9 protein-coding genes and 1 pseudogene are annotated in these 13373 nt (G+C 48.1%); 8 read left to right on the forward strand and 2 right to left on the reverse strand.

Annotation, left to right across the window (positions count from 1 at the left end; all coding sequences use genetic code 11):
* Nucleotides 1-16: 16 nt before the first annotated feature.
* A complete protein-coding gene (locus tag M1D59_RS02450; protein ID WP_023857925.1) occupies nucleotides 17-589 on the reverse strand; it encodes a DeoR family transcriptional regulator in 573 nt (190 codons plus the stop codon).
* A 260-nt stretch (nucleotides 590-849) separates the two neighbouring features.
* On the opposite strand from M1D59_RS02450, the gene nirB (M1D59_RS02455) reads away from it, so the two are divergent.
* From nirB (M1D59_RS02455) to cobA, 5 genes and pseudogenes are all read left to right on the forward strand, one after another.
* Complete coding sequence (gene nirB, locus M1D59_RS02455) at nucleotides 850-3153, forward strand: nitrite reductase large subunit NirB (RefSeq protein ID WP_458117755.1); 2304 nt, start codon at nucleotides 850-852, stop codon at nucleotides 3151-3153.
* Nucleotide 3154: 1 nt separating this feature from the next.
* A pseudogene (gene nasC, locus M1D59_RS02460) lies at nucleotides 3155-5315 on the forward strand (assimilatory nitrate reductase catalytic subunit NasC).
* A gap of 113 nt (nucleotides 5316-5428) precedes the next feature.
* A complete protein-coding gene (nirB, locus tag M1D59_RS02465; RefSeq protein WP_458117756.1) occupies nucleotides 5429-7849 on the forward strand; it encodes a nitrite reductase large subunit NirB in 2421 nt (806 codons plus the stop codon).
* 30 nt (nucleotides 7850-7879) lie between these two features.
* Nucleotides 7880-8200 (forward strand): nitrite reductase small subunit NirD, encoded by a 321-nt coding sequence (gene nirD, locus M1D59_RS02470; RefSeq protein WP_020450192.1) that lies wholly within the window; start codon nucleotides 7880-7882, stop codon nucleotides 8198-8200.
* Between the two features lie 111 nt (nucleotides 8201-8311).
* Nucleotides 8312-9772, forward strand: coding sequence for a uroporphyrinogen-III C-methyltransferase (cobA, locus tag M1D59_RS02475; RefSeq protein ID WP_075213084.1), 1461 nt, complete (start codon nucleotides 8312-8314; stop codon nucleotides 9770-9772).
* Nucleotides 9773-9797: 25 nt separating this feature from the next.
* On the opposite strand, the gene M1D59_RS02480 is transcribed toward cobA, so the two are convergent.
* Nucleotides 9798-10478 (reverse strand): GntR family transcriptional regulator, encoded by a 681-nt coding sequence (locus M1D59_RS02480; protein ID WP_023857920.1) that lies wholly within the window; start codon nucleotides 10476-10478, stop codon nucleotides 9798-9800.
* Nucleotides 10479-10705: 227 nt separating this feature from the next.
* Between M1D59_RS02480 and M1D59_RS02485 the strand changes: the two genes are divergently transcribed.
* The 3 genes from M1D59_RS02485 to tsaA all read left to right on the forward strand — a co-directional run bounded on the left by M1D59_RS02485 (nucleotide 10706) and on the right by tsaA (nucleotide 13366).
* Nucleotides 10706-12346 (forward strand): SLC13 family permease, encoded by a 1641-nt coding sequence (locus tag M1D59_RS02485; protein WP_023857919.1) that lies wholly within the window; start codon nucleotides 10706-10708, stop codon nucleotides 12344-12346.
* 144 nt (nucleotides 12347-12490) lie between these two features.
* Entirely contained in the window at nucleotides 12491-12886 is a 396-nt protein-coding gene (locus tag M1D59_RS02490; protein ID WP_458117757.1) for a 3-hydroxyacyl-ACP dehydratase FabZ family protein, read from the forward strand.
* A 15-nt stretch (nucleotides 12887-12901) separates the two neighbouring features.
* Nucleotides 12902-13366 (forward strand): tRNA (N6-threonylcarbamoyladenosine(37)-N6)-methyltransferase TrmO, encoded by a 465-nt coding sequence (tsaA, locus tag M1D59_RS02495; RefSeq protein ID WP_023857917.1) that lies wholly within the window; start codon nucleotides 12902-12904, stop codon nucleotides 13364-13366.
* Nucleotides 13367-13373: the final 7 nt, after the last annotated feature.

Raw genomic sequence — 13373 nt, forward strand, 5'->3', positions numbered from 1 at the left:
ATCTTTTAACAAAATTTCACGTCTTCAGGCTGCAGCAGCTGTTCTTCATCGTTTTCTGGACGAGAATCGCGGCATCGTCAAACGATAACAGCTGCCCGCCAAAGCCTTTTTTGAATTTCCGTGCATCCGCTTCAGAAGCGAAAGGGATCGCCTGCGGCTCGCAGCAGTTCAAATGAAGATTCGTATCCAGCAAAAAGACGGCGGCTTTGGCGCTGATCGTCGTATCTAGCAAAAAATCCCTGCAGATTATCTGTGAGACGTCATCTTTCACTTTCTCATAGCGGAGCATTGCGCAATGGGCACAGCAAAATTGTTCAATTTGACTGTCGTTTTTTACAATTTGCACGGAAAGCCTCGAGCCTGCCCCTTTTCCGCACACGACGCAAAGCTGCCCAAGCTGCTGCTTCGGCTTGTTTAGCGTGATTCCGCCTGCCGTCTTGATGACCTGTCCGTTTTCAACAAGCGGTTTAATGTCGCGGTAAACGGTCATTTCAGAGACGTTCAGCCTTTTCGAAATTTCTGAAATGCGCAGAGATTCTTCTTCTTTGACCCACGCCAATATCTGCTGTCTTCTTTTAATCGGTAGCATTCTCCTCCTCCATTCCTTATGTTCTTTACTTATAAGCCTAGTAGATTGCAGGAAAAGAAACAAGCAGAACGTGATAAAAAATGTGATAAAATGTTGAACTTTAACATCGGCGGCCAAAGCCGTTAAATCGTCATCAATGAGTACTGGTCAAACCGTCCTGTTTCTAAAATTTTTTGTCAGGAAATGTAACAGGTTTGAACGCTTTAGCGATGCAATGTGAAATAATAATCCAGAGCAAAGCTGCAGAGGGAGGGGAGAAAATGGGGAAACAAAGGCTGGTTTTAATAGGAAACGGCATGGCCGGAGTTCGCACGGCCGAAGAAATTTTACAACACGGCGGGAACCGGTTTGAGATCGTCATCATCGGCAGCGAACCACACCTCAGCTATAATCGGATTCTGCTGTCTTCGGTCCTGCAGGGGGAAAAGGATTGGAACGATGTGATGACAAAAAGCCTGAGCTGGTATGAAGAAAACGGGATTACCCTTTATACAGGGGAAACGGCTGTCGCAATCCATACGGTTAAACAGACGGTGGCAACAGATCAAAACCGTGAAATCGCTTATGACAAACTGATCATTGCGACGGGCTCTTCCCCGTTTATCCTCCCGGTTCATGGTGCAGACAAAGAAGGGGTATATGGTTTTAGAACAATAGACGATTGCCGGGCATTGATAAAGGCATCAAAGCGGTTTGAAAAAGCGGCCGTTATCGGCGGGGGGATTTTGGGACTTGAGGCGGCGCGAGGATTGGCAAACCTCGGAATGAAGGTTGATGTGATTCACCACTCTTCCTGCATCATGCAGAATCAGCTCGATCCGCCGGCATCTGCCATGCTCCAGAAAGAGCTGGAGCGTCAAGGGATCCATTTTCTTTTGGAGAAAGATACAGAGGCGATTTTAGGAAGATCCCGCGCCAAGGGTGTGCGGTTTAAAGACGGGACGAAGATCAGCGCCGATCGCATCGTCATGGCTGCCGGTGTCAGACCGAATATCGAACTGGCCAAGGCAAGCGGTATTTCAACCAACAGGGCGATCATTGTCAGCGACTATATGGAGACAAATGTGCCAAATGTCTACGCCGTCGGTGAATGCGCGGAGCATAACGGAACGGTCTATGGCTTAGTCAAGCCATTGTATGAACAGGGGAAAGTGCTGGCCAAACATATTTGCGGCCTCGAATGTGTTGGTTATCAGGGCTCCGTCCAGTCCGCAGCTTTAAAAATGTCCGGCATCGATGTCTTTTCGGCAGGGAAAATCACAGAGGACGACTCGACGACGGCTATTAAACTTTTTGACGAAGCGGCAGGAGTCTATAAAAAAGCGGTTTTTCAAGAGGATAAAATGGCCGGCGTCATTTTATACGGAGACACCAGCGGCAGCCGAAGGCTGTTGGAAAGCATCATCAAACAAAGGGATATTACCGTTGTCAAAAAAGAGCTGTTTCAATCTGAAGAAGACAGTGCAGTCGTTTCTATGGCGCTTAGTGAAACGATTTGTCAATGCAACGCGGTTTCAAAAGGCGCGATCATGGAAGCCATACAGACGCACGGTTTAAAGACGGCCGAGGAGGTCAAAGGCTGTACAAATGCTTCCGGATCATGCGGCGGCTGCAGGCCGTTAGTCGAAGAACTGCTGCTCCATACCGCTGAACAGGATGATTATGTATCTGCGGCGGAACAGCCGATGTGCGCCTGCACTTCATTCACGGAAGATGAAGTCGTGAACGAAATACAGATAAGAAATCTTTCTTCCGTTCACGAAGTCATCTCGGCGCTCGGCTGGAAAAACAGCAGCGGCTGCCGGATTTGCTTGCCCGCGATTCACTACTATTTAAAAATGATCCGTCCGGACATCATCTATGAGGAGCGCGACAAGGAGTCGGATATAATGATTCCGCAAATGTACGGAGGCCGAACGAATGCCGAAGAGCTGAAGCGCATTGCAGAAGTGATTGAAAAGTATCAAATACAAGAGGTGTACATGACACACCATCAGAGATTAAAGCTTGCTGGTATCAAGCCGGAGTATATAGAGCGCGTGAAAGAAGAACTCGGCATGCCGCATTGCCCGCCGCCTCAGCATGGGATTGCCGCGGTTAAAACGTGCACATGCGGTTCACGAGGCGAACCACAGATACAAACATTGGCGGCAGACTTGGAAAAAGCAGCAGAATCCCTCCTCATTCCGGCCAAGGTCTCGATCGGGGTGTCGGGCTGTTTGGATGATTGCGTGTACGCTTCAGTTCATGACATCGGACTTCTCAAAGTAAACGGGGGCTGGGAGATTTATGCGGGCGGCCAAGGAGGCCAGCATGCTTCTCCGGGAGAGCTGCTTTCAGTAGCCGACTCGGCGGAGGAAGCGGGGGAATTCATGAAAGGCCTTCTTCAATATTACCGGGAAACAGCAAATTATCTCGAGAAGGTCGGGCATTGGATTGAACGCGCCGGCATCATTCATATCCGGGAAGTTTTATTTGACAACGGACTTCGCGGCCAGCTGATCGAACGGCTTGAAAAAGAGAAGCGGCTGGCTCAGCAAGAAACGATAAAAGGGCTGATGTGAATTGACAGAACGATTGCTAAAGTACTTTCGCACGAAGCAAAAAGAAGTGCAATCCGAAAAAACGTATGACACCCAATGTCCATTTTGCAGCATGCAGTGCAAAATGCACCTCATTGAACAGACAATTGTGACAAGAAAAAAATACACGGCGGTCGGAAAAGACAATCCGACGACAAAAGGACGGCTGTGCATGAAAGGGATGAACGCCCACCAGCATGCCTTTCATTCGGAGAGGATCACCCATCCGCTGATCAAAAAAAAACGGCGACTTCGTCCGTGTGACATGGGATGAAGCGCTTCAGTACATCAAACAGCAAGTAACAGCGATCCAGCATGAAGATGGCCGCGATGCTTTGGGTGTATACGGCAGCGCGTCCATTACAAACGAAGAAGCGTATTTGCTGGGGAAGTTCGCCCGCGTCGCCTTGAAGACGAAGCATATTGACTACAACGGCAGGCTTTGCATGTCGGCGGCCGCTACAGCTGCAAATCAAACCTTTGGAATGGACCGGGGGCTGACAAATGCCCTTTCCGAGATCCCCCATGCAAGGGTCATCATCCTCGCAGGTACGAATATCGCAGAGTGCCAGCCGACGATCATGCCGTATTTTGAAGAAGCGAAGCAAAACGGGGCCTACATCATTGTCATCGATCCCCGCGAAACGGCAACGGCCAAGATCGCCGATCTGCATTTGAAAATCAAGCCGGGGACAGACGCCGCGCTCGCAAACGGTATGCTGAAAGTCATCATTGAAGGACAGCTGACAGACGGAGCTTTTCTCAGAGAGAGAGCTGAAGGTTTTGAAGAGGTCAAGCGCCATGTGGCGTCTTTATCACTTGAAGACATTTCGGCCAAAACCGGGATACAAATCGAGCAGATTAAAAAAGCTGCAGTAAAATTTGCCCGTGAGGAGACGGGAATGCTGTTCACGGCAAGAGGGATTGAACAGCAAACGGACGGAACGGCTGCCGTCAGAAATTTACTGAATATTCTAATATCAACTGGGAAAATCGGCAAATTTGCTTGCGGCTACGGCGCCGTCACCGGACAAGGAAATGGGCAGGGGGCGCGGGAGCACGGCCAGAAAGCAGATCAGCTGCCAGGGTACCGGTCGATTGAAAACGAAGCTGACCGCGCTTATATTGCGGATGTTTGGGGCATAAAAGCTGAAGACCTTCCAGGAAAAGGTGTATCCGCCTATGAAATGATGGAGAAAGTTCATGAAGGCGAAATTACCGGGATGTTTTTAATGTGTTCAAACCCTGTTGTATCCAGTCCGAACGCAGGCTTTGTCAAATCCGCTTTGGGAAAATTAAAGTTTTTTGCCGCCGTTGATTTGTTTCTTTCTGAAACGGCTAGACTCGCGGACGTCATTCTCCCCGCATCATCCTATCTCGAGGACGAAGGAACGATGACCAATCTGGAAGGCAGAGTGACATTAAGGGAAGCCTCAAAACCGTGCCCCGGTGAAGCGAGGCATGACTGGCAAATGATTTGCGATATTGCTGCTGCGCTTGGAAAAGGCCGTTATTTCTCATATCGATCGGCAGAGGATGTTTTTAATGAATTAAGAAAAGCGAGCCGCGGCGGAATTGCCGACTATTCGGGCATCACTTATGAACGTCTGAGAAAGGAAGGCGGCATTTTATGGCCTTGTCCCGAACAGGGACACCCCGGGACACAGCGCCTGTTTGAATCATCCTTTGCCCACCCGGACAAAAAAGCGAAAATGTGCGTCGTCCCGAACGAACCAATGATCAAAAAAGATGAACCGACTGAAGAGTATCCCCTTTATCTGACGACCGGAAGGGTGATGTCTCATTATTTAACCGGAGTACAGACGAGAAGGAGCGCTGCACTCAAGGCCAGACACTTTGAATCATTTATGGAAATTCATCCGAAAACGGCGGAAAAATACAACATTAGCGACAGGGTGCTGGTCAGGGTGGAGTCAAAAAGAGGCAGCATCATTGTCAGGAGCAAATTATCGGAAGCCATCAGGCCGGATACCATTTTTGTGCCGATGCATTGGGCAGATTCGCAAAATGTGAACGATTTGATAGCGGAAACGCTCGATCCGTCTTGCAGAATGCCGGGATTTAAGGTTTGCTCCGTAAAAATTCGTCCGTCAGTTGACAATTATGTGAATAAATTGTCATAAAAAGTCATAAAAAGTTTACAAAATTAACTATAATTTGTGATAGTTTTAAAGATGTAAACAGAATACTTGTTTAGGGCGTATAGTGAATTGTTTTGAAAAAGGGGAGGATCATAGTGAAAAAAAAGCAGCTAGTCCTGGTAGGGAACGGTATGGCCGGGGTCAGGGCCGTTGAAGAAATTCTTAAAATTTCAAGCGAAGAGTTTCAGATCACGATTTTTGGAAACGAACCGCACCCAAACTATAACCGGATTCTTCTTTCCAAAGTGCTTCAAGGAGATACGGATGTTAAGGACATTACACTGAATGATTGGGATTGGTATGAAGAAAACGGGATTCAGCTGTATACGGGGGAAGAAGTCGTTAAAGTTGATCCGGAGTCCAAAACCGTCATCACGGATGCGGGAAGAGTCCAGCCGTATGATGAACTGATTTTGGCGACAGGTTCTCTCCCTTTTATTCTGCCATTGCCCGGAGCGGATAAAGAAGGTGTAACAGCATTCCGTGATATCAAGGATACGGATATCATGCTCGAAGCTTCCAAAACGTACAAAAAAGCAGCCGTTATCGGCGGCGGATTGCTGGGACTGGAAGCAGCGCGCGGACTTCTTAACCTTGGCATGGACGTTACCGTTATCCACCTCGCGCCATATTTGATGGAGCGTCAGCTTGATGCAACCGCAGGACGGCTTTTGCAAAAAGAGCTGGAGAAGCAGGGCATGAAATTTTTGCTGGAAAAGCAGACAGAAGAAATTTACGGAGAAACACGTGTCGAAGGCTTAAAATTCAAAGACGGCTCAATGCTTGAAGCCGATTTGGTCGTCATGGCGGTCGGAATCAAGCCGAACGTTCAGCTCGGCAAAGACTGCGGCCTTCCGGTAAACAGAGGAATCGTCGTCAATGATTACATGGAAACCGAAGTTCCCAACATTTATGCTGTCGGAGAATGTGCGGAACATAGAGGCATTGCCTACGGACTTGTCGCGCCTCTTTATGAACAGGCGAAAGTGCTTGCCAAAAAAATCTGCGGCGTTGAAACAGCTCCGTATGAAGGGTCTGTTTTATCAACCCAGCTGAAGGTTTCCGGTGTTGAGGTCTTTTCTGCCGGTGATTTTAATGAGGATGACGGAGAAGACAAAAAAGCGCTTAAAGTGTTTGACGAACAGGACGGAATCTACAAGAAAATCGTTCTGCGCGGCAATCAGGTGATCGGTGCCGTACTGTTCGGAGACAGCAGCGAAGGTAACAGGCTGTTTTCCATGATTCAAAAAGGAGCAGATATTTCAGATACTTCTAAAATTTCAATCTTGCAGCCTTTGAATCAGGAAGAAGGCATGAGCTTGACCGCTGCGATGAGCGACGATGAGATCGTATGCGGCTGTAACGGCGTTTCGAAAGGAATGATCATTCAGGCGATCAAAGAGCAGGGCTGCACATCGACGGATGAAATTAAAGCCTGCACAGGCGCATCACGTTCTTGCGGAGGATGTAAGCCGCTTGTCGCTGAGATTCTTCAGCATACGCTCGGCTCAGAGTTTGATGCTTCAGCACAAAAAGAAGCGATTTGCGGATGTACGGACCTGTCAAGAGACGAAATCGTGGCCAAAATCAGAGAAAAAGGGCTGACCCATACGAAAGAAGTCATGAACGTGCTCGGCTGGAAAACGGCGGAAGGCTGTTCCAAATGCCGCCCTGCGCTTAACTACTACCTCGGCATGATCAATCCGAAGGAATATGAAGATGAAAGAGAATCCCGCTTCGTCAATGAACGGATGCACGCCAATATTCAAAAAGACGGCACATATTCAGTTGTACCGCGGATGTACGGCGGGGTTACCAATTCGAATGATTTGCGGCGCATCGCTGATGTCGTCGACAAATATGAAATTCCGCTAGTGAAAATGACCGGCGGCCAGCGGATCGACCTGATCGGCGTCAAAAAAGAAGATCTTCCGAAAGTATGGGCTGATCTTGACATGCCTTCAGGATTTGCTTACGGAAAAACGCTCAGAACCGTAAAAACGTGTGTCGGCGAACAGTTCTGCCGCTTCGGCACGCAAGACTCAATGGCCCTCGGAATTGACCTTGAGAAAAAATTTGAAGGGCTCTACACGCCTCACAAAATTAAAATGGCGGTTTCCGCTTGTCCGAGAAACTGCGCTGAATCCGGCATTAAAGATATCGGCGTCGTCGGCATCGACGGTGGCTGGGAAATTTACGTCGGCGGAAACGGAGGCACGCATTTGCGCGCAGGCGATCTGTTAATGAAAGTCAAAACGGCTGAAGAAGTCATCGAAATCACAGGCGCGTATCTCCAATACTATCGTGAAACAGCCAACTATTTAGAACGGACATCTGCTTGGATCGAACGTGTCGGCTTGTCCCACGTCCAATCCGTATTGAATGATAAAGAAAAACGCAAAGAGCTGAATGACCGCATCAATCAAGCGCTGTCTGTCCATAAAGACCCGTGGAAAGACTTTTTGGAAGACGAAAAGACAACAAAACAGCTATTCGAAAATGTTGTCACTTCTTAAAATGAGAAATCAACTTGAGGAGGAATTCACATGGTGAACAAGAACTTAACAAAGGTGTTTGTTTCGAAGATCGGGGATTTGCCGAATCAGCTTGGGAAGACAGTGCTTATCGAGGACAAGGAAATCGCGGTATTCAAGCTTTCAAACGGCAATGTCCGCGCGATTGAAAACCGCTGCCCCCACAAAGGGGGCGTTCTTGCCGAAGGAATGGTAAGCGGCAAATTCGTCTTCTGTCCGATGCACGACTGGAAGATCAGCCTTGAAGACGGCAAAGTCCAAGAGCCTGATACAGGGTGTGTTCAGACATACGAAACGGTCGTTGAAGGCGAAGATTTGTATATCGTTTATTAAACGGCTCAAAGACATGTATTGTCAAAAGCCTCAAGGGTCGCTGAATGTGCTCCCTCTTTATTAAAAAAACAAACGCGTTCACAGAATCGGCAGATGGAAGGATGACAGTTGATGGGGAATGGGAAAGTATATTTTGTCGGGGCCGGACCGGGCGATTCAGGATTGATCACATTAAAAGGAAGAAAGCTGATCGAGGCGGCGGATGTCATATTGTATGACAGGCTCGTCAATTCCCGGCTGCTTGAGCATGCAAAAGCATCATGTGAATTTGTCTACTGCGGCAAGCTCCCGGACCGCCATTATATGAAACAAAGTGAAATCAATGCACTGCTCATTGAAAAGGGGCTGAAAGGCCTCAAAGTGGTCCGGCTGAAAGGAGGAGACCCGAGCGTGTTCGGCAGAGTCGGAGAAGAAGCGGCAGCCGTCAGCGAACACGGCATCCCGTACGAAATGGTGCCCGGCATTACATCGGGAATCGCCGCGCCTCTTTATGCCGGACTGCCTGTGACCCACCGCGATTTCGCTTCATCCTTTGCCGTTGTCACCGCCCATGATAAATCGGGCAAACCGGAAATGAATTGGGAAGGGCTGGCCAAAGGCGTCCAAACCCTCGTCTTTTACATGGGGATCAAAAACCTTGGTTATATATGCGAGCAGCTGATGAAACACGGCAAGTCTCCCCTTGTTCCCGCGATGGTCATCCAATGGGGCACATGGGGCCGGCAGCGGAGCGTTAAAGGGACATTGCAGAATATCAGGGAAAAAATAACCGAGCATCAAATTAAAAATCCCGCGATCATCGTCATCGGCGACATCGTATCATTCAGGCAGAACAGCTGGTTTGAAGAAAAGCCTTTGATCGGGCTGAACATGATGGCGGTCAAAAGCTGTGAAGAAGAACGAGTCCCGGTGGAGACGCTTCGTGAACAAGGCGCTGAAGTTGTTGAATGGCCGAAATGGAAATCACTCGAAACGGTGCCTGACGATACAGTTTTAGAGCGAATTGCTTCTTTTGACAGCCTGCTGTTCACCTCAAGTGCGTCACTGCGCAGATTTTTCAGCCGGCTTGCCGCTTTGAAGATCGATGTCAGGGAAATGCGCGGCCGGCTCTACGCTTCAGATCTGCATGTAAAAGCAGCTCTTGAAGAACGGGGATTTTCCGCTTTTCTGCAGGCGGAAATGCCGGTTTCGGACAGCTGTTTGCTGATCGGCAGCCGGGAAGCCGTGCAAAATCAACCGCACTCCGGTTGTGAGGTATTGATTACACATGACAGGATGATCGACAGCCGCTTTACATCGATCATTAAACGGGAGATCGAGGAGTTTCCTGTTGATATCGTGATCTTTGCGAATCGAACATGCGTCGAGCTGTTCGTAAACGAGGCTGAGACAATCGGCCTCCATCCGGAAAAAACGGCTGCCCGTCTGCAGGCGGTCTGCCTCACGGAAGAAGCGGGGAAGAAGGCTGCAGCCGCAGGGTTTCAGCGCGTTCATATTGTGAATGAACGCGACCGCCTTCCTGATATCATCAAAGGGATCAACCGCACAGCCGAATTTGTCTGCCAGAACTGAAAAAAGCAGGGGTAACCCTGCTTTTTTAGCGTGCGGAACTGCTTCCGAACAACACCTCTTTTAAATAGCAAAGGTCTGCCTCTATATGCTTCCTCATTGATTCGGCAGCCTTGGCGTCATTTCTGTCCTGCATGTGACGCAGAATCTCCTCGTGCTGATTGATGATGTCAAGGGTGCGCGCCGGTTTTTCAAGGTTTTTGCTCCGATAGAAAAAGGTCAGCGACCGCAAATCAAGCAGCTGTTTTTGCAGGCGTTCGTTTTCGCTCGTTTCGATGATGACATCATGAAATTGCGTATTTAGGCGAAGAAGTGCATTGGCCGACTCCGGACTTTGGGTTTCCTGGTGCTTACGCGCTTCAGAGAGCGTTTCGGAAATGAGCTCCAGTGTTGCATTTGAAGCAAGGCGGGTTGCCAATGAAACGGCCAGGGATTCGAGCGCCTGGCGGCATTGGTATATTTCTTCAAGGTCTTTGATTGTCGGTTCATAAACTGTAATTTTTGATTTATCATCTATCGATAATAATCCTTCTTGTTCAAGTGTCCGAATCGCCTCCCTGACGGGGCTGCGGCTCACTTGCAGCTCCTTGGCGATTTTGGATTCGTAGATCCGTTCGCCGGGTCGATATCCTCCTTTAATAATCATATCTTTTAAATAATGATGGACTTGATCATGATAAGAGACTGCACGTTGTATGGAAAACTTCACGCTGTTCACCTCGTTTATTTTTCACTGCGGAAATCACTAATAGTCTAGCAAAAAGAGAGAAATACCATCAACCTAAAATTACCATAATATTGAGTATTTTGTGACAAAAAAGTGTTGACTGCCATTAGCTGTCCGTTATAATTAAGTTATAACTGTCGACAGTCGGCAGCTTACTTTTTATTTACTATTGTAAGCGCTTTATCGATAGAGGGGAAGGGGGATTTTTGATGAAATCAAGCGTTGTGTCAGCATGGGATATGCTTTGGAGATCACACCGGGAAGCAAAGAGGCTGCTTTTGTTCGCCATGCCTGTCAGGGCGGGAAAAGATGCTGATTTAAAGATCAAGTCGGAGCAAACCATGAAGGAAGAAAAGCCGCCGAGCTATAAAACGCCTCAGAAAATCGGACTGCTGCTAGGTCCTGCATTGTTTTTCGCCGTCCTTTTGTTCTTTTTTCCCGAGGGTCTGAGCCATGAAGGAAGAATGGTATTGGCGACCACGTTGTGGGTTGCGGTATGGTGGATTACGGAAGCTGTTCCGATTCCGGCTGCATCATTGCTGCCGATCGTGCTGCTTCCGCTGACCGGGGCGCTGGAAGGGGCAGCTGTCACGTCAAGCTACGGCGATCCAATCGTTTTTTTATTTTTAGGAGGCTTTTTGATTGCACTTGCGATGGAGCGCTGGAATCTTCATAAACGGATCGCGCTTAATATCATTTCTGTAGTGGGAACGAGCACGTCAAGGATCGTCCTCGGGTTTATGGCGGCCACAGGGTTTTTGTCCATGTGGGTCTCAAATACGGCCGCGGTGATGATGATGCTTCCGATTGGAACCGCTATCATTCATCAGGTATCAGCCGTCATGAAATCTGAAAGAAAAGATTTAGCCGGAGAAGAAGCGAAATTTTCAAAAGCGCTGATCTTCAGCATCGGGTATGCGGGGACGATCGGCGGACTCGGTACGCTAATCGGCACACCGCCGAACATTATTTTGGCGGCCAATATTAAGAAGCTGTACGGAGTTGAAGTGTCTTTCGGTGGTTGGATGGCTTTTGCCGTTCCGGTCGTTGTCATTTTGCTTGTAGCGGTATGGCTGTACTTGACGAAAGTGGCGCATCCGATCAAGATGAAGGAGCTTCCGGGCGGAAAAGAATTGATTCTCGAAGAAAAAAGAAAGCTCGGAAAGATGAGCTTTGAAGAAACAATGGTTCTGCTTGTCTTCGGGTTTGCCGCGTTTATGTGGGTGACAAGGACATTTTTATGGGATGATAAAATACCCGGTATTGACGATACAATGATTGCGATATTCGCAGCTTCATTGCTCTTCTTGATCCCTTCGCTCAATAAAGGGGGCAGGGTATTGGACTGGTCGGTTTCGAAGGACTTGCCGTGGGGGATTCTCCTTTTATTCGGAGGAGGCTTGGCGCTCGCGACCGGTTTTAAAGAAACGGGTCTCGCCGAGTGGATCGGCGGAAGGCTTACGGTATTGGATGGATTTAACTTTGTGGTCATTGTTGTTATCTCAGCGGCATTGGTTCTCTTTTTGACGGAGATTACGTCGAATACGGCTACGGCGACTATGATTCTGCCTGTACTGGCCTCGCTCGCTTTAGCGCTGAATGTTCACCCGTACGCATTAATGGTGCCTGCTGCAATGGCGGCAAACTGCGCCTTCATGTTGCCGGTCGGCACGCCGCCGAATGCAATTATTTTCGCATCGGGAAAATTGAAGATCAGCGAGATGGTTCGAACCGGCTTTGTTATTAATATTTTCACACTGATTTTAATCGTCGGAGCTGTGTTCTACATTCTGCCGAATTTATGGGGAGTGGATCTAACCGTCTTCCCGGACAATCTGAAATCGAATTGATGAAGCAAAGCCGGGGGCTTAGACCCCGGCTTTTTGTCATGGTGGAATGTTTGAGCGTTCAGCAGCTTCATTCTGTGTCATCGCGTTAAATAAAAGAGAAAAAAATGAAACTGCGGTATAATCATGTAAAAAAGGATGATCAGCGTGAACAATTCTCTACTGCCGCATCGATACCCGTTTCTATTCATTGACCGTGTTGTTGAGAGCGAGCCGGGAAAATGGGTGAAAGGATATAAATTCATAACGGAAAACGACTGGTTTATTACGGAAAACCAAAAGGAAATGCCATTTTCCATTATCATTGAAGCGCTGGCTCAAACCGCTGCATTTACTACGCTCAAAGACCCGGATGAGATCGGCTTTCTGTCTTCGGTGAAAAAAGCTGAATACACCGGCAAGGTCTTTGTGGGAGACAAACTTGATCTTTATTTTGAAGTTTCCCGCTTTAAAAGAGGGTTTTTATTCGGCAACGGAACCGCCTCAGTAAACGGAAAACCGGCAGCGAAAGCGGAGATCGGGATTTTTATGGAAGCGAAGTGAAAGCGGGGGATAAAATTGATAGAATTAAAGCCTGTCGCGTTTGTGAAAAACTTGCGGACTGTGCCGCAGGATGATCATTGGGGCGATGTGATTTCTGAAATTAATTTGGCTGAAGATATTCATCCGGACGCTTTAAAAGGGATCGAAGCATTTTCTCATTTGGACATTATCTTTTACTTTCATCAAGTAAAAGAGGATCAAATACAATATCAGGCGAGGCGCCCGAGAAACAATCAAAACTATCCTGAGACAGGCATTTTCGCCCAACGGGGAAAAAACAGGCCCAACAGGCTCGGTGCAACCGTTGTGACACTCCTTGAAAAATCCGGGAGCAAGCTTGTAGTGAAAGGGTTGGATGCGATTGACGGGACACCTGTAATCGATATCAAACCGGTAATGAAAGAGTTTCTTCCGAAAGGACAAATCATACAGCCGAAGTGGTCGGAAGATTTGATGAAAGTATATTGGCATGACAGCTGATTGATAG

This window comes from Bacillus sp. PK6-026 (assembly GCF_054161455.1).

Bases quoted from the DNA above. Each gene is read 5' to 3' on its own strand.
- M1D59_RS02485 (WP_023857919.1), top strand. From the start codon at position 10,706: ATGAAATCAAGCGTTGTGTCAGCATGGGATATGCTTTGGAGATCACAC.
- M1D59_RS02450 (WP_023857925.1), bottom strand. From the start codon at position 589: ATGCTACCGATTAAAAGAAGACAGCAGATATTGGCGTGGGTCAAAGAA.
- nirB (WP_458117755.1), top strand. From the start codon at position 850: ATGGGGAAACAAAGGCTGGTTTTAATAGGAAACGGCATGGCCGGAGTT.
- cobA (WP_075213084.1), top strand. From the start codon at position 8,312: ATGGGGAATGGGAAAGTATATTTTGTCGGGGCCGGACCGGGCGATTCA.
- nirD (WP_020450192.1), top strand. From the start codon at position 7,880: ATGGTGAACAAGAACTTAACAAAGGTGTTTGTTTCGAAGATCGGGGAT.